Genomic DNA, 21,043 nt, shown 5'->3' on the forward strand with positions numbered 1-21,043 from the left:
ACTTTTAAGAATAATTAATAGCATAAAAAAACCATCACACTTATGATAGTGTGATGGTTTAAACTTTAATATAAGTGATAAGTTACCTACTGATGCAATCCTTCCTTTACACCTACAAGTGTAAAATCAAGATGCTTCTTCACTAGATCTGCTTCTTTTACTTTTACTATTACTTCATCTCCTAGTGTAATTTGATTACCAGATTTTTGCCCTATTACAGAGTAACTATCTTGGTCAAATTCATAGTGATCACCTTTAATGTCTCTTAAGCGCACCATTCCTTCACACTTATTTGAGATTATCTCTACATAAATTCCCCATTCTGTAACTCCAGAAATAACACCTACAAACTCTTCATCCTTGTGATCTTGCATGAACTTAACTTGCATATACTTGATGCTGTCTCGTTCTGAACTTGTGGCTAGCTGCTCCATTTGTGAAGAGTGCTTACATTTTTGCTCATACTCTTCTTCACTAGCAGATTTACCACCATCAAGATAATGCTGTAATAATCTATGCACCATTACATCTGGATAACGACGTATAGGCGATGTAAAGTGACTGTAATAATCAAATGCAAGACCGTAGTGACCTATGTTATCTGTAGAGTATACTGCTTTACTCATAGTACGTATAGCAAGTGTATCTACCATGTTTTGCTCCTTCTTTCCCTGTACATCTGTAAGAAGTTGGTTTAAAGAAGAGGTGGTAGTCTTACGATCTTTTAAGTCTAATTTATAACCAAACTTGCCTATCACTTTTTCAAGAGATGCTAGTTTTTCATCATTAGGCTCATCGTGTATTCTGTATACAAATGTCTTTTTAGGAGATTGCTTTCCTATAAACTCAGATACTTTTCTGTTTGCCAGTAGCATAAACTCTTCAATGAGTTTATTTGCATCCTTAGAAGTTTTAAAATAAACACCCTCTGGATTCATGTCATCATCAAGCTTGAATTTTACTTCTACTTTATCAAAAGAAATAGCTCCATCTTTCATGCGCTGGCGACGCATAATCTTAGCAATTCTATCCATTTCTAATGTTGCTTCTACAAGCTCATCAGATACTTTGTAGGCTTCTCCAGTAAGAGAAACTTCGGCTGGGATGAGGTTTGATCTGCTTTCTATAATTGCCTGTGCTTCTTCATATGCAAAGCGGGCATCACTGTATGTTACAGTACGTCCGTACCAAGAATCTACTATTTTTCCAGAGTCTGCTTTCATTTGAAACACTGCAGAGAATGTATACTTCTCTTCATGAGGTCTTAATGAACAAGCACCATTACTCAATATTTCTGGTAACATAGGTACTACCCTATCTACTAGATATACAGATGTTGCACGCTCATAAGCTTCATCATCTAGTATCGTTCCCGGTACGAGATAATGACTTACATCTGCAATGTGAATTCCTATTTCATAATTACCATTCTCAAGTTTTTGAAAACTTAATGCATCATCAAAATCTTTTGCATCCTTAGGATCTATGGTATACGTGAGTACATCACGCATGTCGCGACGTTTTGCAATTTCATCTGCTTTTATAGATGTATCTATCTTGTTTGCAAACTCTTCTACCTCTTCTGGAAACTCATATGGAAGTCCATATTGAGCAAGGATAGAATGTATTTCTGTATTATGCTCTCCTGGTTTTCCTAAGACCTTTGTAATTCTTCCAAAAGGAGAATCTGCCTTATCTGGCCAGTCTTCTATAGTTACCACCACCTTATCACCATCTTCTGCTTTGCCCAGCTTTTTAAGCGGTACAAAAACATCGGTGTACATTTTATTAGACTCAGAGGTAAGTACAAAAGCAAACTTCTTTTGAAGTTTTACTACGCCTACAAACTCTTCAGTTTTGCGCTTAATTATTTTTGTAATCTCTCCTTCATGCTTCTTACTACGGCGCTGGCGGTAAATATATACCTCTACTTCGTCACCATTTAAAGCTTTATTTAAGTGATGCGGTGGTACATAAATGTCTTGTTCTAGATCATCTACCATCACATAACCTCCACCTTTTCCAGATACATCTAGAATTCCGGTGTGGTAATTTTTATTTGAAGCAATCTTAAACTGGCCGCGTTCTTCTTCTATAATCTGCTCTTTGGCCTTAAGTTGCTGTAAGTGTTTGATAATTTGGTTGCGGCTGGATGGATCGTCTACATCAAGTTTGGCCGCTATTTGTTTGTAATTGTAGGTTTTTTGGTGATCGTCTTTTAATATTCTAACGATTCTTTCTGAGAGGTTTGATATTTTTCCTGGTCCTCTCCTTCTCTTCTTGCTATTCATCTATTTTATTTCTGTCACAAAATTAGTCCTAAAAAGCTCAACTATAGCTTTTATGTTAAAAATTTAAGGTTTAGTAACGTTTTGTATACTTTAAGTTGTTTTTATACGCTTTCGCGAAAGCGTACTTTAAAGATATAATATCTAAAGCAACTCTTATACCGTTTTTACATAGTCTCACAAGCATAACAAGATCTGTACTAAAGTTTAACACTCTAATTTTAACAAAATATTAGTATTATCTTAATTAAATCTTAATTTTGCTGTAACGTTTTGATTTTTATTACGTCTTTAAGTAGATGACAACTATGAATACCTCCAAATTAATACATAAAAACACAATCTTGCTCCTTGCTATTTTCTTAGTAGGGATCATCGTCGCTGTGGTATATATCAATGCTACTTTTGAAGAGGAAACAAATAGCCGTCATACTACAGCACCTGTAACAACGAAAGGAGTTTCTTACCACTCATAAATTACATTTAAGCTTTTCTTTTAAAACGATTCCTTCCTCTTTTTTACAAAAGATAGAAGCATATAGTCATGCCTTCATCTTTCTAGTATTTTTCTTTTCAAGTATACAGAAAGTCAAGTACTCCGTTTTTTAAAATAAATCACTTCAGGATTATCAAAAATAGTCACTCCCTTTTTTCAATCAATTGACTTAAGAGAGCTTTCATTTTACAGAATTCAATTTTTAAAATTTTAGATGTTATTCACATATATATATATATCATTTGTTTTCTTTTAAAATTTTAAAAAATAATGATGCTTATTATATACTGTGAATAGCGGTATAACTTTTAAGAGGGAATATTGTAAATATCACTTTTTGATAGTTGTTCACACCTTATCATACAGTTATTAGATTGTTTTTCTATTGAAAACATGAGGTTTATGAATCACTGTTAACAAATGTTGATAACCATAGATTATTGCAAATTGCTCATAAGTCGAGTTATCAACTTATTAAAAATCGGCTCTTTTTGTGCTCATAAAATTGATCACTATTAAGCAAAGAAAAATTTGGTTCGTGTACCCTAAGTCTAGTATTGTTTTTTTAATCTTAATCTGCAAGTAGAGTTATCATTTACCGTCAAAAGTTATTGACAAACGCTATTAACAGCAATTCAAGGGTTATTAACAATAGTCTAGAATTGGAATATTTAATAGCTCGTTATGACAATAAGCACTATAAATATTAAGTTAAGTATCATTATTTCAATTACTTAACGTTATTAACAATTGTTGTGCTTTATACCATAACGTAGTTAAAACCTATTAACCGCCTTATTGTTCATATAAGAAGGATATCAGGTTACTACTTATCTATAAAACGAGAATGCTATTCCTTAACTTTGATTAATAAAACAAACGTACTATGAAAATCTCTATAGGTAACGACCACGCAGGAACCAGTTATAAGAATCTTATTGTAAATTTTTTAAAAGAAGCTGGACATACCGTTAATAACTACGGTACAAACGATGATGGAAGCGTAGACTATCCAGATTTTGGACATCCCGTCGCTAGCGATGTAGAGAAGGGTGAAGCAGATTTTGGGATTGTAATTTGTGGTAGTGGTAACGGTATTGCAATGACTGTTAATAAACATCAAGGTGTAAGAGCAGCACTATGCTGGATTAAAGAAATTGCAGTCCTTGCACGTGAGCATAACAATGCAAATATAATAGCGATTCCTGCCAGATATACCTCAGAAAATCAAGCGCTAGATATGGTAAAAGCCTTTCTAGCTACAGATTTTGAAGGCGGACGCCACCAACGACGCGTAGATAAGATTGCTTGTAAATAACTCAAAAAAAATTCGCTACGCGATATACATATGGAAGAACCTGGCATTAGTTTTATTATAAAGAAGTACGAGTTTATAAGTAGAGACGAGCTATATGACATACTACAGCTCAGATCTGAAGTTTTTGTTGTAGAACAAGACTGTGTATATCAAGATATAGATGGTAAGGATGATAAGGCCGTTCATGTTTTAGGTTATAAAAATGATGAGCTCATTGCTTACACGCGTATTTTCAAACCGGGCGCTTATTTTGATCAAGCTAGTATAGGTCGAGTACTTGTAAAAGAAAACCAGCGTAAGTTCAAGTATGGCTATGATCTTATGAACGCATCTATAGAAGCCGTGCATAAATACTACGATGAGCGTATTATAAAAATATCTGCACAGAAGTACTTAAAAAGCTTTTACAACAACTTAGGTTTTAAAGAACAAGGAGCAGAATATCTAGAAGATGGGATTCCTCACATTGTGATGATAAGAACATAAAATTAACGTGCAATTATTGAGATAATTATATGGTTGAGTTACGCTTTCGCGAAAGCGTATTTATACTAGTTTGATTGACAATATGATTTTTGGGCAGTGATGTAAACATTGCTATCAAAAAATGATGTCAATTTATTTTTTTCTTTAGCACTCATCAAATTCCACTGATTTATTGCTTTTCTTGACTTTCTTTTTCCTTTGCCAATTTTTAAGCACAAATAAGAATCATTTGTAGCTATACGACGAGTAATTTGATCAAAGCAAAATGGTAAAGAAATAAAAACGTCAAAATTAGTAGGTATGGTAAGGCAAAATTTTCCTTCAAGATCTGTTTGAGTTCCTATGGTTGTACCTAATATAATTACGTTTTGTCCAGGAAATGGTCTTTTATTTTCATCAACGAGTACCCCAGTTATTTGCCGAAAAGAAGAACTCTCACTTTGTGCTACTACAAGTGTAAAGTTCCAGAGTAGTAATAAAAGCAATAATATTTTCATGTCTAACTATTACTTCTTAGCCTTCACCTTCTTGATATAAGTCACATAAATCTCCACACGCTTATCCTCAGAAGGATCTCCACCTAGTGGAAATCTGCTTCCAAAACCTTGATAACGCATGCGTTTTTTTGCAACTCCTTGATCTGCGAGATAATCATAGATAAACTTTGCTCTTGCTTCAGAGAGATTGCGCTTGCCTGTTTTAAGATTGATACCATCGCGACCGTGATCTACACAACATACGTGACCTTGAATCTTAAAAATAATTTCAGGGCGTTCTTTTAAGTACTTGGCTAGCTTTTTTAGATCATTGTATGACTTCCCGTGTATGTAGCTATAGTTGGTTTTAAAAAGAATATTCTTAAGTAAAATACGATCTCCTTTAGCTATCGTATCTTCCTCGTAGTTTTTATAGCGATCTATTTTGGTCGTGATTTCATCCGCCTCTTCTACTTCTTCTGGAGTGACAGTGCGCGCTTGTTTTAGAGAAACAATAATCTCTACTTTTCGATTAAGTTTACGTTGTATCTCGCTTCCTGCATCATCTAATCTGGTGAGTAAAAGCTCTCCCTTTCCATCAGAATTTTTGATAATCGTGTCTGCAACACCTTGCAGCATAAAGATGTCCTTAATAGTATTTGCGCGATCTTGCGAGAGACGTTTATTATAGGCATCTGTGCCACGATCATCACAATAGCCGTAAATGGATATATCCTCTATTTTATCCTTAGGCAGCGATGCGATAAAGCGATTTAAAGACGCTAGCTCTGTTTTAATAAGCGCCGATTTATCGGTATCAAAAAAGGTTTCATGAGTGCGATCTATTTGCGCACTTACAGAAAGTACACAGAGGTAACATGCAATATGTAACGCAAGGAACTTAATAATTTAGAATCTTACTATAGCGCTTACTATCATTAAGTACGGTAGTCGCTTCTTTAATTTCTGTATTGTTAATAAGCTGGTATTCATACAGTCCATCACGGTAGAAGTATCGTTTTACAATCTCATCAATCAGTAAATTTTGAATTTCCTCTTGACGCTCATCTATCGCTTTATTTTTAGCTTGTGCAATAGCATTGTCTAGTTGTGAGTATGCAGCTTGTACTTCTTTTTTGAGATCATCTTTTTCTGCTTGAAGAAGCGCTTTTGCAAATGCTTTTTCAGTTTCGGTCTCATAGTTAAAACCTGTACGTGTCAAGAAGTTTTTAAAATCATTAAAATCTGTTTGAGACCATGAGAATTCGCTCATATCGCTGTACTGATGCTTATAATAATAATCTGTAGCGTATTCAAAAATGGCGTTATCCTTAAGTAGCGCCGTAGTCACAGGACTAAGCTTTGCAGATGATACTTGAATGTCTGGCAGTACACCACCACCATCAAAAACCTTGCGTCCGTTCTTAGTTTTAAACTCGTTATAATCTTCAGAGTTAGTACGCACGGCATTACCATCATTATCACGATTCCAGTAGTCTAACGCTTGAATACAACGTCCAGAAGGCGTGTAATAGCGAGATATTGTAATCTTTACAGAAGTTCCATAAGTAAGAGGCTTAGGACGCTGTACAAGACCTTTCCCAAAGGTTCTAGCTCCCACTACCACTGCTCTATCATAATCTTGTAAACCACCAGATACAATCTCAGACGCAGATGCAGATCTACCGTTCACAAGCACTACTAGTGGTATTTCAATATCCACTGGTTCTTGCTGGGTTACGTAGGTTTTATTATACTTCTTAACAACAGACTTTGTCGTAGTAATAAGTGAGCCCTTAGGTAAAAAGAGGTTACAGATATTGATAGCTTCACTTAGTAACCCACCACCATTACCACGTAGATCTAGAATGATTTTTTTTGCACCATCCGTCTTTAAACTTACAAGCGCATCTTTCACTTGGCTTGATGCTTTTTTACTAAACGTAGTAAGTACGATATACCCAGTATCTCCATCAATTAACTTAGAAAATGGAACTGCATCAATCTCAACAGAAGAACGTTTTATCGTCGTAGTATTCGTTTTCCCTTGACGTTCATAAGTGATAACAACCTCACTGTTAGGAGCTCCTTTTAATAAATCGCCAGCATCTCCGTCCATATGTGCAACGGTGATATCCCCTATTTTAAGGATATTGTCACCCGCTTTTAATCCTGCTTTATCTGCTGGATATCCTTTGCGCGGTTCAACAATAGTCATTTTATTAGCTACGTTTCTTACCGTTGCTCCTATTCCAGAGTAGTCTCCAGAGCGATTTATTTTGGCATCTTCCACCTCTTGCTCGGTCCAGTACTTAGTATAAGGATCAAGATCTGCAAGCATCCCTTCTATCGCACTATCCATCAATTCTGCAGGGTTAGTCTCATCTACATAATTCATGTTAAGCTCCTTAAAAAGCTCTGTAAAAATTTCGATTTGCTTTGCAATTTCAAAAAAGTCACTTTTAAAACTTACCGTTGCTATACCAATGGCAACCGCAATGATGGGGATGAATATTTTCTTTTTCATAATCTTTTATATCTGTAGTAGACCGTAGTTGTGAGTATAACGCTTTCGCGAAAGCGTACGTATATTATTTATGTTTCTTTTTCATCCAGCGACGCACAAAAAAAGCGCTTATACTTAACAAGATAAGAAATGGCCAAAGATGCAACAAACCTAAAAAGAATACCGAAACACCGTTCCAGCCACTTTTAAGGGCATTAATCATTTTTGAACCATAGGAGTTTGTGACCTTAGTATCCACCTCGTTCTTATAAAAATGGATATTTAGAGTGCTTAATGAGACTTGGCTTTCAAGGTATTTGAGTCTTCCTTGCTTTGCTTCTATTTCTTCTCGTATCTCTGCGAGTTCGCGTTCTATCTCTAGCATTTCTTTGACATTTTTTGCCTTTGAAAGTAAGTCGATATAACGATCTTCTAGCGCTCGCTTTGCTTTAAGGCGGGCGTTGAGGTCTACAAATTCTTCTGTAACGTCTTTTTGAGAGATAGTTTTCTCGTCAAAATATGCTACACCTTTTGAAATCTCATCAAGTGCTATCTGGAAGTTACGAGTAGGAACACGTACAGTAAGATTTTGAAAAACGCCGCCGTAGCTCTCTTTACCGGAATTATCATTCTGTATGTACCCTTCAGTCTTTTTTATAATATTGAGAATATGTGCGTGCGTTGCCGCCATATCCTGAGTTTCAAAACGTAGATTTCCTGTTTTGATAATTTTTTGTGTGGTGGCTTGGGCGTTTGGAGCACTTTCTTCGAGTACAATTTCCTCAATCTCCATATCGTCAAACGCCTCGTATGTTATTCCTGGTTCGCTATTGCTATAAGTACCGGTTTCGGCATTTTCACATGAAATAATGAATAAAAAACTAAGAAGTAGAAGAAACTGTCGCATCGTTAAAACGTTTTATAAGTTTGACCATGGCCTTATGAAGCACTGCTTGAGAGACTTCTTCTTGGCCTGTATATAATATAAGCATCGCAAATGTCGTGCCTTTTGTATCTATAAGGTCTTTATGTAAACGATAGGACTCTCGCATTAAACGTTTTATGCGATTGCGAGAAACAGCCAACTTAAAATTACGCTTGGACACAGAAACTCCAGCTTGTACCACGTAAGCATCAGTAGATAGTGGTGTTTCTATATAAACCATCCTAAGCGGAAAAGACTTCACAGACTTTCCCTCAATAAAAAGGGTGTCTATCAGTTTTTTAGACTTTAATTTTTCGGCTTTTGGGTAGGTGTGTGGCATTGCGAGCAAAGATAACAGAATTCAAATAGGTTGTATGATGCTAGTACGCTTTCGCGAAAGCAAAAAAGCACATAAAATTATGGATAAAATACGTTTAATAGGAATATATCCATAAATTTGTAGCGTGAACGAACTACAACCTCATAAAATAAAAAGAGCCAAAGAAGATTATGCAGGTAATCGGTCTGTGCAAACGGGTTTTCCCAGTCCAGCAACGCACTATCGCGAGCCTATGATTGACCTCAATAAAGAGCTCAGTTCTTCTCGAGATGCGACATTTTTTGTACGCGTAAAAGGGGACACATGGAAGGAGTATAATATTCTAGATCAAGACGTCTTGATTATAGATAGAGCTTTACATCCTAGTCAGGGCAAACTTGCTTTGGTAGTAACTCCAGACGGTTTTGATGTACAGAGAATAGACACCAATAAAAAGGTAGAACTCTGGGGAATGATAAGCTACATAATTCACAAAGCGGTATGATTGCAATGGTAGATTGTAATAGCTTCTACGCCTCGTGCGAGCAAGTATTTCGTCCAGATTTACGAGGAAGACCAGTGGCGGTACTTAGCAATAATGATGGTTGTATTATCGCCAAAAATAAAGAAGCAAAGGCACTCAAACATATTCCTTATCGCGATCCGCTATTTAAAATCAAGGGACTGCTTGCGCAAAATGATGTGACTCTATTTTCATCTAACTATACATTGTACGGCGATATGTCTGATCGCGTGATGAATGTGCTCAGAGATTTCTCACCAGCCGTTGAGGTGTATAGTATAGATGAGTCATTTGTAGACCTATCTGGTATTACCCACGTAAACCTCGAAACATATGGGTACCAAATTAAAGATACCGTTGTGCGACGCACGGGAGTTCCTGTAGGAGTAGGGATTGCACCTACTAAAGTCCTTGCAAAACTTGCCAATAGAATCTCAAAGAAGATAGCACGCTTTAATTATGTCTTTGTCATGGACACCGAAGAACGCCGCATAGAATGTCTCAAATGGGCCGAAACAAAAGATGTCTGGGGACTTGGTAAAAAGCATGTAGAACGCCTGGCAAATGTGGGTGTTTTCACAGCTTATGATTTTACACAATTGCCGCTTGCGTGGGTACGCAAAGAAATGACGGTAATAGGGGAGCGACTTTGGCGCGAACTCAATGGAGAATCATGTATTCCTTTTGATACGCTTCCGCGAAAGAAAAAAGCAATAGGTACCGCAAAATCCTTTGGTAAAAAACTAGATAATCTTCCTCAAATTGAGGAGGCTTGCGCCTACTACATAAGCGAAGTAAGTGAGGTGCTACGTTTTCAAAAATGTTGCTGTACACAGTTGCGTATATATCTTACCACAAACTACCACAGTACAAATGATGTGCAACACGCAGATAAGACCATTGTCACCTTATCTGTACCCACAAATGATACTTTCTTGCTTATTGTAGAAGCAAAAAAAGCATTGAAGCGAATTTACAAACCAGGTTTTAAGTATAAAAAAGTAGGAGTAGACCTCTTAGGTCTCATTCCAGAGGAGCAAGTACAAGGAAATCTCTTTATGCCTGAAGCAACAGGAGATAAACGCCTTATAAAAGCCTTTGATGCGATTAATAACCGATACGGGAAGTCCACCGTTTCTGCAGGATTATCCGGTACCACAAAAAGTAATAAGGAATGGGAACTCATCAAAGAAGAGCGTAGCCCTAGATATACAACGCAGTGGGATAGTTTGCTGGAGATTGGGGAGTAAAAAGCCAAAGCAAATCCTAGGGCTTATTTTCTCGTTTTCGAAAATTTATTACCTTCTTGTCAATTCAATTTCATTTCTTAACTCTAGAGATGAATCAGTTTCTGATCTTGTATTTAATAGAGATATTGTAGTTTCAGAAAAGCTTGTAACGAAAAAGAGGTTTCTAGCGTCGTCTTCGTCGTTGTCATTACCTGAAAATATGATGCGTACCGTTGCATTATCGCTATCAACTACGAAACTGCCGCTCTCATCCAATAATAGATCATAGGTATCCGTAAAAATCTGAACGCCATTTTCTTCACGAGTATCTGTTAAAGTATATGACCCTGTTAATGTAAAAGTGGCATTCTCTGCAAATGTCCAAGTTGTTTCAAAATTACTACCTATTGATGTATAATACTCTTCAACCGTTTCTCCATTAGAGGTATAAGAACTTGTTTGCTCAAGTTTTATAAGAGTTATGTCATAAATACCAGAAAAATTTTCAGTCGTTAGATCAAATGAAACTTGATTGTCTTCCGGAACTTGATTATCTTCTGTAATTTCATTGTTGTCTGTAGCTTGATTGTCATCATTGGTACTGCAACCAAAAGCAAGAAGAGACAGTAAAAGCAAATAAAAAGTAGTACTTCTCATTATTTTAAATTTTCCTTCGAAAATACGTTATATCGTATAAGTAGCACTATACAATTTTTGAAATCTCTTATTTTTCAAATAACCTTCAGCAGCACTTATTTGAGCATTCGCATAATTTGGAAAAGGTGTATTTTATTGCCCAAGCTACATTTCCTCTTTTGTCAAAATTGCTTTGTATATTATAATAGCCACTTTAACAACATTAAAGTACGAGCAATCTAATTTCCACAGATCTGAGAATGCCGCAAGTGAAAATTTTGCTTCTAGAGGAATGTACTTAGAGGGAGTTGATGATAATAGAAAGCGATATTTCAGGGACTTTGCAATTCAAAGAAAAAATGTTTCAAAAAATTCATTACGCGTTTTTCTCACGCATAATGCAAGTCTAGAAGATATTGTACTGAAATCAAATGATTCACTATCTTTAGAAAACGATCAACGTGGTGTAAACACCTTTTTTTCAAAGCTCTTTAAAGATGACACAGAATATGATTCAGAAAATTTTAAAGAATATTTGAACACTTTGAATAAGAATACTATCATTAAGATAGATGGTACAGTATACACGGAGGATTTAGTTGCTAGTTTTTTAGAAAATGGTCAGAGGGGTTATGAGACCTATCTGGATTTAAAGAACCTAGAACGAGGGCGACATACATTTCAAATCATATCAAAAAAATTAAACAAAAAAGACGCTATCGTAAATGATACATTGGGAACCATTCCATTTTGGTATTATCCAGATATGTAGTTTTCAGTATTTGAGGATTAGAATATTCCTAACGTTGTTTCAAATTAATCTTTTTTCTTAACTAGGAACTTATAAAAGAAGAGCGTAGCCCAAGATATACCACGCAATGGGATAGTTTACTGGAGATAGGGGAAAAATAACTTTCGGTTAATCTCGGATATTATTAAGCATAATAAGGTACTCTTCACTTAATTTGATAAGCTTGTCTATGAGTAAAAATGTATTTTTTGATTCAAGTAGCTGGTAATCAATATACTGATCTTCAAAATAATCAAAAAAGGCGTACGAGTAATTTGCTGGAAGTTTAAGTTCATTACTTAAAAAAGTATCGTTAAAAGTAGGATGATCTTCAAAGAGTTTTTCTAAATCTGTAGCAGATATCGTTGAGGTTGATTTTGGTGTTTTTTTATCTCCTTTTTTCTTAACGAGTTTAGCAGCAGCTCTAAAGAGCGCTATAAAATTTAAGCCAGGCGTAGATGGCGCGGGTTCGTATAAATGAGGATTTTTGTCAATGTCGCTAAGAATAGATTGCTGGACATTTTCCTCATACTTTGGTGCACTAAACGGTGTAGCTTTGACAACTTTGTTACGTAAAAGAACTTCGTCTAGTTGATTGTTTACTTCCTTTAATTCTATAACAAAAGGTGCTTTCAGAAGATCGTTAGTAACCACTTTAACCTGTGGAGCATAAGGAAAAATGTAAAAGTAGATAGAGTCATTTACTTCTGCAGCTATTTTAAAAGCTCCTTTGCTACTTGAGTATATCTGTATATCCTTACTTAAATTTTTGACGCTCACATCTGCTATTGTTTGTGTGGCGTTGTAAATAGTTCCTTTAAGCGTTTGCGCTGAAGTATAAGATCCTATTAGGCAGAAAAAGAAGAGTAACTTATAATTCATAAATACTTTTAGTTAGCCTTTAAAAATATTAAAACACGCATAGTATCAGAAGATTAAGAATCATAAAGTATTGATAAATTAGTGCTTATTTAATTATATATAAAGGGTGTTAGAATGTCTGCATACTATAGAGACTTATTCAAATTGGGTCAAAAAAAAACCAACCCATTGCGGGTTGGTTTATAATATTATATATTCAAAAGAGATTCCTTACTTTTTCTCCCAAACGTTATCTGTTTGATCAATATCTGCCATCATTGATGTAGGATCAATCTTCATCATTTTTACCTCACTTAGTGGTGCATCAATGGTGAATGTATAGGTAGGGTTTGTCCAAGGCCAGTCTGCTAGTTGCTCACGAGTGATGTTTGGTGTTGGGTTTGGCTTTTCGGCGCGCATCATACGTAATGGCATGTAGTAAGATTTTTGAGAACCATCTGCCATATCCACATAAAGATCTATAGGCATCGGCATGAGTCCTTTTCGCGTAAGCGTAACCTTAGTTTTATTACCATCTGCTTCTACACTTGTGATACCGTAATCAATAGTGTTTGTAGTCTGCGCCCAGTCCATTAAGTACCAGTCTAGTTCCATTCCAGAAACTTTCTCTGCAGTACGTTTGATGTCGTTAGGTGTAGGGTGCTTAAAAGAAAAATCATCAAAGTACTTTCTAAGTGTTTTCTTAAGATTGTCTTCACCGATAACGTATCCTAATTGTGCAAGAAATACCGCTCCTTTGCTATATGCAGCGATGCTGTAAGGCATGTTCTCATTGTAACGATCTGCGTGCGTTGTTTGTGGTTGCTCTTTACCGCTTTTAACGAGGTAATAGTAGCCTCTGTACGACCCAGAAAGCGGATTAGGATTATCACCTCCTGTAAGTTCATTTTCTGCAAGAGAAGAGATATATGAGGTAAATCCTTCATCCATCCACTCGTGTTTTGCTTCGTTACTTGCTAGTAAGAATTGGAACCAAGTGTGTGCCATCTCATGTGCAGTCACACCAAAAAGACTTCCAAACTTGCGCTCACCAGTGATAAGTGTGCTCATAGCATACTCCATACCACCATCACCACCTTGTATCACAGAGTACTGCTTGTACGGATATGTACCTACGTGTTTGTTATAAAAGGCAAGCAAACCTGCCGTCATAGGCTGGAGTTTCTTCCAATTTTCTTTGATAGACTCTTTGTTTTTATAGAAAAAGTGAAGTTCTGTATCATTTTCTCCCATGATCATATCGTGCACATAATCAGGATCTGCAGCCCATGTAAAGTCATGTACGTTTGGCGCTTTAAAGTGCCATTGTAATTTACCACGTTTTGCATTTTTACCTGGCTTCATAGAAGTTCCTGCATACCCATGACCCATATCTTCTGGATCTTGTAAATATCCTGTACCACCTACTGTGTAGTTCTCATCAATATTGATTTTTACATCAAAATCTCCCCATACTCCGTGAAACTCACGAGCGATATAAGGATCTGCATGCCATCCTTCAAAATCGTATTCGGCCATTTTTGGGTACCATTGCGTCATAGATAGTGCAACACCTTCTTTGTTGTTACGACCACTACGGCGTATTTGAGTAGGTACTTGACCTTTAAAATCCATCTCAAAAGTAGTAGTTGTTCCTGGTGCAATAGGAGTTGCAAGTTGTACTTCAAGTACCGTTCCCGCTACTTCGTAAGTTAACTTCTTACCATCTTGAGTAAGGCTATTTACTTTAATAAACCCAATCTCATCTGGCGCTAGTTTACTGATACGATCTTTTACACGACCATCTGGATCTGCAATGTTGCGTGAGCGCACGTCCATCTCGCTTCCAGGTTGGAACGCGTTAAAATATAAGTGATAAAAAACACGGTCTAGTGTCTCTGGAGAGTTGTTTGTGTACTCTAGCTTTTGTGTACCATCATATTGATAGTTTTTTACATTCATATCGATTTCCATTTCGTAATCGACGTGCTGTTGCCAGTAAGAGGTGTTGTTTTGTGCATACGCTTTCGCGAAAGCGAACAACGATACCATCACCAGTAATTTGTAAGCGTTTTTCATTATAGATTGATTTAAAGTTAAAATCCCAAACTCCGTTATTGAGGAGGTTGGGATTTTGAGAAATTACTAAAATTATTTTTGTAGTTCTGCTAGTTTAAAAGCGTTGTACATATTTACCATTTCGCCAGATTTTGATACTTCATTGAAGCGTGCTTGCTTCTCTGTATCTCCACCTAAAATTACCGAAGTATTAGTAGTAAGACCACTCTTCATGATAATATTTTTAACCTCGTTTGCAGAAAGCTTAGGGTAGTAGCTACGTAACATTGCAGCAACTCCAGCTGTGTTAGGCGCAGCCATAGAAGTACCACCTAGATACTCATACGTGTCTTCTGGTGTAGTAGAGTATATATCTACTCCAGGAGCAAATACATCTACATTAGATTTTCCATAGTTTGAGAAGTTTGCAAGCAACTGGCTACCGTACTTAGGTGCTAGAGCGCCTATTGTTAAGAAAGTATCTGCCATTTCTGTTACGTTGTCTAGTTGATCATTAGGATACACACGGTTTGCTGGATCATCAAGAGATAACCCTTCATTACCCGCAGCGTTTACGATAAGCACATCATTTTTGGCAGCATATTTTATAGCTTCATATACCCACTCAGGATTTTGTGAGTAGTACTTTCCAAAAGAGGTATTAATCACCTTTGCACCATTATCTACAGCGTATCGTATAGCAAGTGCGATATCTTTATCATATTCATCTCCATCTGGCACAGCGCGCACTGCCATGATTTTAATGTTGCTATTTGCAACACCATTCATTCCTTTACCATTGTTACGAGTTGCAGCAATGATTCCTGCTACGTGCGTACCGTGTTTTGCACCGTCCGGCTCAGGTCCATATACATTGTTGTTACCGTATTTTGTGTCTGTAATATCGTAAGGATCATCACCTAGCACTTTTCTAAAATCAGCTGTTTTATTATAATTTGCTTCTAGCTGACCAGTAAAGTATTCAACACCTTCATCTATGTTTTTCATAAAGTCAGGAATACTCTCTGTGTATTGAAACATTTGAGTAATAAACCCAAGGTGGTTCTGCATCTCGGCAGAAGGATTTTTAATAGTTGCAAGATCTGCTTGCGTGTAATCTTCTTTTCCTAATGCTTTTACTATCGCAGGATGAGAAGATTTAAGCTGGCTAGCAATTTGCTCGTATTGTGTTTTTTGACGCTGTGCACCTGCAACTTTCTCGTCATACTCAGCTTTTGCTTTTTGATATTGTAAGAAGATATCTTTTTGAGAAGCAGGAATAGTTGCTAGTGTTTTACCAGCAAACTCACTTTCAAAACGTTTGATGATACGTACAAATTCAAGTTGCTCTGCACCTACATCACCTAGAAAATTCCAGCCATGTATATCATCTATATATCCATTGTTATCATCATCTTTACCGTTACCAGCAATCTCTTTTGGATTCGTCCAGATACGACCCTTAAGGTCTTCATGGTTAATGTCAATACCAGAATCTATTACTGCAACGATTACTTGCTGTCCAGACTTACCAGGAAGAATTTCGGCATATGTGCGATCTACGCTCATGCCTGGTATGGTATCAGTTCTAAGATCTCTTGAACTCCATGCTTGTTTCTCACTTTCTGTAAGTGCAGAAACTTTGAGAGGGTTGCTATCTACATTTTCTACGGGTACAGTTACCAGTGCAGATGGAGTCTCACAAGAGGCTAAAAAAGTGGCAGCCATTGCTGCAATCACAAGAGATTTTGTGTGTTGTAAATTCATCATATTAGTTAAATAAGTCTTTAAAGGTATAAATTTCATTTGCACGCACGCCTTTCTCGGTGTGCTGTACGGTAATTATTTCATTATGAGCATCGTGCTCTAGCCATAGATAGTAATTATTATCTGCAGCGATATTTAAGAATTGTTCTTTCTCGCTTATAGAAAGTAGTGGTCTTGTATCATAACCTGTCACATAAGGAATAGGTAAGTGGCCTAGCGTAGGGAGTAGGTCTGCCATAAAAACAATGGTCTTACCTTGATACTCGATATGTGGAAGCATTTGCTTTTCTGTATGACCATCTGCAAAGAGAATACCAAAGTTGAGTTCGCTATTTTTTTGAAAAGCTTGTTCCCCTCGTTCTATAAAGTGAAGCTGTCCACTTTCTTGCATAGGAATAAGGTTTTCCTTTAAAAAACTAGCTTTCTCTCGATTGTTAGGCTCCACAGCCCACTGCCAGTGATTTTCATTTGTCCAGAATTTTGCATTTTTAAATGCAGGTTCATAACCTGTACGGTCTTTATTCCACTGGATGGCTCCACCTACGTGATCAAAATGGAGGTGCGTCATAAATACATCTGTAATGTCATCACGATGAAAACCATACTTCGCAAGTGATGTATCTATAGAGTGGTCTCCCCACTGATGGTAATAGCCAAAAAACTTTTCAGATTGCTTATCACCCATTCCATTATCAATGAGAATAAGTCTGTTGCCATCTTCTATAAGCATACATCTTGCGGCGATATCAATGAGATTATTAGCATCTGCAGGGTTTGTTCGGCTCCAGATAGACTTGGGAACAACGCCAAACATGGCACCACCATCTAATTTAAAATTTCCGGCTTCAATGGGATATATTTTCATAAATAAGGTTGCATCTAAGTGGGATTACTACAGTTACGCTTTCGCGAAAGCGTAAAAAATGTAAAAAAGAGTACTATTCCCAAAAACAAAATCTCTGCAAAATACCAAAAAGGAGCTTTTTAAATGGTTGGAACCCCTAGTTTTTAACAAAGAATTGTAACTTCACAACGACCGCCAAAAACGGAAAAACACTAATATCGCATCAAAACAGAATTACCATGTTAGAACTTGCTGGAATCATAATTTTAGGAATCATTGCACAATGGGCCGCATGGCGTTTAAAGTTACCAGCAATTTTACCATTATTACTTATAGGTCTCTTTGTAGGACCCGTATCTACTTTAATCTCTGAAGATGGTACAAAATGGATAGAACCTATATGGAATGGGGAAGAAGGACTTTTTCCAGGAGAGAGTTTGTATTGGTTTGTATCGCTTGCCATATCTATTATCCTTTTTGAAGGCGGACTTACACTAAAACGTGATGAAATTAAGAATGTAGGCCCAGTAATAACAAAGCTTATCTCTTTAGGCAGCCTTGTAACATTTTTAGGAGCAGGATTTGCTGCCTATTGGATATTTGGACTTAGCCTTCAGATCTCTTTATTATTCTCAGGACTTATCATTGTAACAGGACCTACAGTTATATCGCCTATTTTAAGAAACGTACCGGTAAAGCGAGATATCTCTACAGTGCTTAAGTGGGAAGGGATTCTCATAGATCCTATAGGAGCACTTGTAGCAGTATTAATGTATGAATTTATCTCTGTAGGTGAAGGAGCAGCTTTTACAAAGACAGCCTTAGTGGAGTTTGGTAAGATTATACTTTTTGGAAGTACGTTTGGGTTTACGTTTGCTCATGCGCTGGCTTTTATTATCAAAAAGAAGCTTGTACCACACTACTTAATGAATGTTTTTACACTCGCAGCAGTACTTGGTGTATTTGTAATGTCAGACCAGTTTGCTCACGAGTCTGGACTACTTGCAGTAGTAGTGATGGGAATGGTACTAGGAAACATAAACCTTCCTAATATTAAGGAACTACTATACTTTAAAGAATCATTGAGTGTCTTACTTATCTCTGTGCTATTCATCTTGCTATCGGCAAATATGAATCTTGTAGATCTTGAGTTATTATATCGTTGGGAGACACTAGCACTATTTCTTGTTGTAGTATTTGTGATACGACCTATAGGCGTCTTCTTGAGTACTTGGGGATCAGATTTACAAACCAATGCCAAGCTGTTTATTTCATGGGTAGGACCACGAGGAATTGTAGCGGCAGGTATTGCGTCACTTTTTGGATCAAAACTGTTAATTAAAGGAGAGCCAGGAGCAGAGTACATCACACCACTGGTGTTTATGATTGTACTGGGTACCGTATTATTGAATGCAACTACTGCACGACTATTTGCAAAGATGGTGGGCGTGTTTCTTACTAAATCTGAGGGTATTCTTATTGTAGGAGCATCAGAAATGCCAAGACTTATCGCCAAATATCTCCAGAAAAATGGTCGTCACGTAGTACTTCTTGATAGTAATTCTAATCATATACGTACAGCAAAAGAAGCTGGGCTTATGGCGCTAGAGGCAAACGTCTATGCAGACGATCTTACAGATGACGTTGAGCTTAGTGACATTGGATACCTAATGTCATTAACAGGAAACAGTGATATCAATAAGTATGCTATTAACCGTTTTAGAAAGCAGTTTGGAGAAAACGGAGCTTACCGTCTTATCTCTAAGAGAGAAATGGATAACATCGCACAACTACCTAAGGAAGGATTATTTTCGGCAACAGATGACTTCTTTAATATGACAGATGTTACGAGGCAGTATCCTACGATTAATGAGGTTGCGGTATCCTCAAAGGAGGAGTACATGGCAATAGGAAAACTTGTTGCAGATGATAAAAATATGATTCCGCTATTTGTAAAGAAGAAAGATAATACCCTAGAAATCATAAGCTCATTTATGCAAGATGTAGATGTAAAGTCTTTTGAGGGAAGTCACTTAATTTACCTAGGAAAACCTATAGAAGAAGAAACACTTGCCAAAATTGCTGAGTCAGGAGAGCCAGTATCAAACTCGGATGATGAAGTGATTGTCCCAATAGGTGATTAAGGATTGTCTTAAGATAGTCTGTTGTAGTACTTTTTCTTGTAAAAGAAAACAAGCATACCTGCTCTAAAAAGCATCCATACGATAAAGGCGAGCCAGATCCCTATCACACCCCATCCTAAGTACTTGCTTAAATAAAGAACAGGTACAAAACCAACAAAGGTAGCTAGTAGTAGGGTGTTGCGTAGCCATGCCATCTCACCAAGCCCTTTGAAAATGGCGTCTAGTGTGAACGCTACAGCATTAATAGGCTGCATGATAATCACCATAAAAAACACTCCGTAAAATACAGAGAGTACCGTTTCCTCATTGCTAAAAAGAAGGCCTAGCGGTTTGTATAAAAAGGTACAAACAATAATTAATACAGCCGAAACAACGAGATTATAGCGAACGACTTTCTTGGTTAATTGCCACAAATTAGGATAGTCCTTTGCGCCAAGTAAACGGCCACTTAATAGGTTTCCTGCAGCACCATAACCATCAATAAAAAATGCCGTAAATAGCCAGATATTGGCAGCAATAGTATGTGCCGCCACGGTTTCATCACTTATGGCAGTTGCTTCTCTCACAGCCAGCACAAGCGCCACGTTAAGCGAAAATGAGCGAACAAACAAGTTAAGACTCATGGAGATGAGTCTTTTTATTTCTGGGTGTAAGGGTAAAGTAAGTTTAAGAGAAACCTCTGTTTTTACTAGTAAAAGGATGAGCGCCATTATAGCCATAACACCTTGAGCAATCAAGCTAGCCCACGCAGCTCCTTTTACACCAAGCGGTTCGATAATTCCTTCTACACCATATACTAATGCGATGTCTAAACCTATGTTTAAAGAAGCACCAATGATGGCAACAATCATAGGCCAAAAGGTGTTTTGTAAGCCTCTGAATATTCCGAAAACAGCAAACGTAAATAAGGTGAGGGGAAACCCCCAGACTCTAATATTATAGTAATCGATACTTAATGAGAGCACTAAACCTTTTGCATTGAGTAGCGTAAAAATTTCGGCAACAAAGAAATAGGTACTGGCAAGTACCACAATGCTTAGGATGATATTAAAGTAAATTGCTTGAGCAGGGAGAACCTTAATATCCTCTAGTTTTCCTGCACCTAGATTTTGGGAGATAATGGTAGATATTGCGCTACGTGTTTGACCTAAAATCCATATAAGCATAGATAAAAAAGAACCCACAATTCCCACCGCAGCAAGTGACTCAACGCTATTTTCTGCCATATTACCCACTACAGCGGCATCTGTACTAGACAGTATAGGCTCTGCAATGCCAGCTATAAGCGCAGGAATGGCAAGCTGTTGTATGCGCTTGAATGAAATATCTATATTACTTGTGGTGGTGCTGATAGGATAGTTTTTTAAATAGAAAGAT

At 36.9% G+C, this 21,043-nt stretch carries 20 protein-coding genes and 1 pseudogene; 8 read left to right on the forward strand and 13 right to left on the reverse strand.

The genetic code is table 11. The features are described from left to right. Nucleotides 1-86 precede the first annotated feature (86 nt). Complete coding sequence (gene rnr / locus DCS32_RS06190; protein ID WP_108877476.1) at nt 87-2,291, reverse strand: ribonuclease R; 2,205 nt, start codon at nt 2,289-2,291, stop codon at nt 87-89. A gap of 305 nt (nt 2,292-2,596) precedes the next feature. On the opposite strand from rnr, the gene DCS32_RS16050 reads away from it, so the two are divergent. The 3 genes from DCS32_RS16050 to DCS32_RS06200 all read left to right on the forward strand — a co-directional run bounded on the left by DCS32_RS16050 (nt 2,597) and on the right by DCS32_RS06200 (nt 4,588). Beyond that, nucleotides 2,597-2,764: a hypothetical protein gene (locus DCS32_RS16050; protein ID WP_162533600.1), complete on the forward strand. Its 168-nt coding sequence runs from the start codon at nt 2,597-2,599 to the stop codon at nt 2,762-2,764. A gap of 906 nt (nt 2,765-3,670) precedes the next feature. Continuing rightward, nucleotides 3,671-4,102 (forward strand): ribose 5-phosphate isomerase B, encoded by a 432-nt coding sequence (rpiB, locus tag DCS32_RS06195; protein ID WP_108877477.1) that lies wholly within the window; start codon nt 3,671-3,673, stop codon nt 4,100-4,102. 30 nt (nt 4,103-4,132) lie between these two features. Further along, nucleotides 4,133-4,588, forward strand: coding sequence for a GNAT family N-acetyltransferase (locus tag DCS32_RS06200; RefSeq protein WP_108877478.1), 456 nt, complete (start codon nt 4,133-4,135; stop codon nt 4,586-4,588). A 65-nt stretch (nt 4,589-4,653) separates the two neighbouring features. Here the strand turns inward: DCS32_RS06200 and DCS32_RS06205 are convergent, their stop codons facing one another. The 6 genes and pseudogenes from DCS32_RS06205 to rnpA all read right to left on the reverse strand — a co-directional run bounded on the left by DCS32_RS06205 (nt 4,654) and on the right by rnpA (nt 8,835). Beyond that, nucleotides 4,654-5,085, reverse strand: a complete 432-nt coding sequence (locus DCS32_RS06205; RefSeq protein WP_108877479.1) for a carboxypeptidase-like regulatory domain-containing protein — start codon at nt 5,083-5,085, stop codon at nt 4,654-4,656. A 9-nt stretch (nt 5,086-5,094) separates the two neighbouring features. Further along, on the reverse strand, nt 5,095-5,703 hold the full coding sequence (locus DCS32_RS06210; protein WP_108877480.1) for an OmpA family protein: 609 nt from the start codon (nt 5,701-5,703) through the stop codon (nt 5,095-5,097). Nucleotides 5,704-5,709: 6 nt separating this feature from the next. Further along, nucleotides 5,710-5,973, reverse strand: a pseudogene (locus tag DCS32_RS16345) (OmpA family protein); the annotation flags it as partial. Continuing rightward, on the reverse strand, nt 5,966-7,591 hold the full coding sequence (locus tag DCS32_RS06215) for a S41 family peptidase (RefSeq protein WP_108877481.1): 1,626 nt from the start codon (nt 7,589-7,591) through the stop codon (nt 5,966-5,968). The gene DCS32_RS06215 and the pseudogene DCS32_RS16345, both read right to left, overlap by 8 nt. A 64-nt stretch (nt 7,592-7,655) precedes the next feature. Next, nucleotides 7,656-8,477 (reverse strand): DUF4349 domain-containing protein, encoded by an 822-nt coding sequence (locus DCS32_RS06220; protein WP_108877482.1) that lies wholly within the window; start codon nt 8,475-8,477, stop codon nt 7,656-7,658. Then, entirely contained in the window at nt 8,452-8,835 is a 384-nt protein-coding gene (gene rnpA, locus DCS32_RS06225; protein ID WP_108877483.1) for a ribonuclease P protein component, read from the reverse strand. Before rnpA ends, DCS32_RS06220 begins: the two co-directional genes overlap by 26 nt. 124 nt (nt 8,836-8,959) lie before the next feature. Between rnpA and DCS32_RS06230 the strand changes: the two genes are divergently transcribed. Together DCS32_RS06230 and DCS32_RS06235 are read left to right on the forward strand one after the other, a co-directional pair. Beyond that, nucleotides 8,960-9,319 (forward strand): S24 family peptidase, encoded by a 360-nt coding sequence (locus DCS32_RS06230; protein WP_108877484.1) that lies wholly within the window; start codon nt 8,960-8,962, stop codon nt 9,317-9,319. Then, entirely contained in the window at nt 9,316-10,587 is a 1,272-nt protein-coding gene (locus DCS32_RS06235) for a Y-family DNA polymerase (protein ID WP_108877485.1), read from the forward strand. The genes DCS32_RS06230 and DCS32_RS06235 overlap by 4 nt, the downstream gene beginning before the upstream one ends. A 48-nt stretch (nt 10,588-10,635) precedes the next feature. Here DCS32_RS06235 and DCS32_RS06240 read toward each other — a convergent pair whose 3' ends face one another. Then, complete coding sequence (locus DCS32_RS06240) at nt 10,636-11,223, reverse strand: hypothetical protein (RefSeq protein ID WP_108877486.1); 588 nt, start codon at nt 11,221-11,223, stop codon at nt 10,636-10,638. Nucleotides 11,224-11,395: 172 nt separating this feature from the next. Between DCS32_RS06240 and DCS32_RS06245 the strand changes: the two genes are divergently transcribed. Together DCS32_RS06245 and DCS32_RS16350 are read left to right on the forward strand one after the other, a co-directional pair. After that, nucleotides 11,396-11,974, forward strand: a complete 579-nt coding sequence (locus tag DCS32_RS06245) for a hypothetical protein (protein WP_108877487.1) — start codon at nt 11,396-11,398, stop codon at nt 11,972-11,974. A 71-nt stretch (nt 11,975-12,045) separates the two neighbouring features. After that, nucleotides 12,046-12,114, forward strand: a complete 69-nt coding sequence (locus DCS32_RS16350; protein ID WP_108879250.1) for a DUF4113 domain-containing protein — start codon at nt 12,046-12,048, stop codon at nt 12,112-12,114. Nucleotides 12,115-12,121: 7 nt separating this feature from the next. Here the strand turns inward: DCS32_RS16350 and DCS32_RS06255 are convergent, their stop codons facing one another. From DCS32_RS06255 to DCS32_RS06270, 4 genes are all read right to left on the reverse strand, one after another. Continuing rightward, nucleotides 12,122-12,874, reverse strand: coding sequence for a hypothetical protein (locus tag DCS32_RS06255; protein WP_108877488.1), 753 nt, complete (start codon nt 12,872-12,874; stop codon nt 12,122-12,124). A gap of 210 nt (nt 12,875-13,084) precedes the next feature. Then, nucleotides 13,085-14,932 (reverse strand): M1 family metallopeptidase, encoded by a 1,848-nt coding sequence (locus DCS32_RS06260; protein WP_108877489.1) that lies wholly within the window; start codon nt 14,930-14,932, stop codon nt 13,085-13,087. A 72-nt stretch (nt 14,933-15,004) separates the two neighbouring features. Continuing rightward, nucleotides 15,005-16,678, reverse strand: coding sequence for a S8 family peptidase (locus DCS32_RS06265; RefSeq protein ID WP_239057586.1), 1,674 nt, complete (start codon nt 16,676-16,678; stop codon nt 15,005-15,007). Nucleotides 16,679-16,682: 4 nt separating this feature from the next. Further along, nucleotides 16,683-17,543 carry an MBL fold metallo-hydrolase gene (locus DCS32_RS06270; RefSeq protein WP_108877491.1) on the reverse strand — a complete coding sequence of 287 codons (861 nt, stop codon included), beginning with the start codon at nt 17,541-17,543 and terminating at the stop codon, nt 16,683-16,685. A 218-nt stretch (nt 17,544-17,761) separates the two neighbouring features. Between DCS32_RS06270 and DCS32_RS06275 the strand changes: the two genes are divergently transcribed. Beyond that, nucleotides 17,762-19,666, forward strand: a complete 1,905-nt coding sequence (locus DCS32_RS06275; protein ID WP_108877492.1) for a cation:proton antiporter — start codon at nt 17,762-17,764, stop codon at nt 19,664-19,666. An 8-nt stretch (nt 19,667-19,674) separates the two neighbouring features. Here the strand turns inward: DCS32_RS06275 and DCS32_RS06280 are convergent, their stop codons facing one another. Beyond that, nucleotides 19,675-21,018 carry an MATE family efflux transporter gene (locus DCS32_RS06280; protein ID WP_108877493.1) on the reverse strand — a complete coding sequence of 448 codons (1,344 nt, stop codon included), beginning with the start codon at nt 21,016-21,018 and terminating at the stop codon, nt 19,675-19,677. Nucleotides 21,019-21,043: the final 25 nt, after the last annotated feature.

Origin of the sequence: Dokdonia sp. Dokd-P16 (genome assembly GCF_003095655.1) — a bacterium.
GTDB lineage: Bacteria > Bacteroidota > Bacteroidia > Flavobacteriales > Flavobacteriaceae > Dokdonia.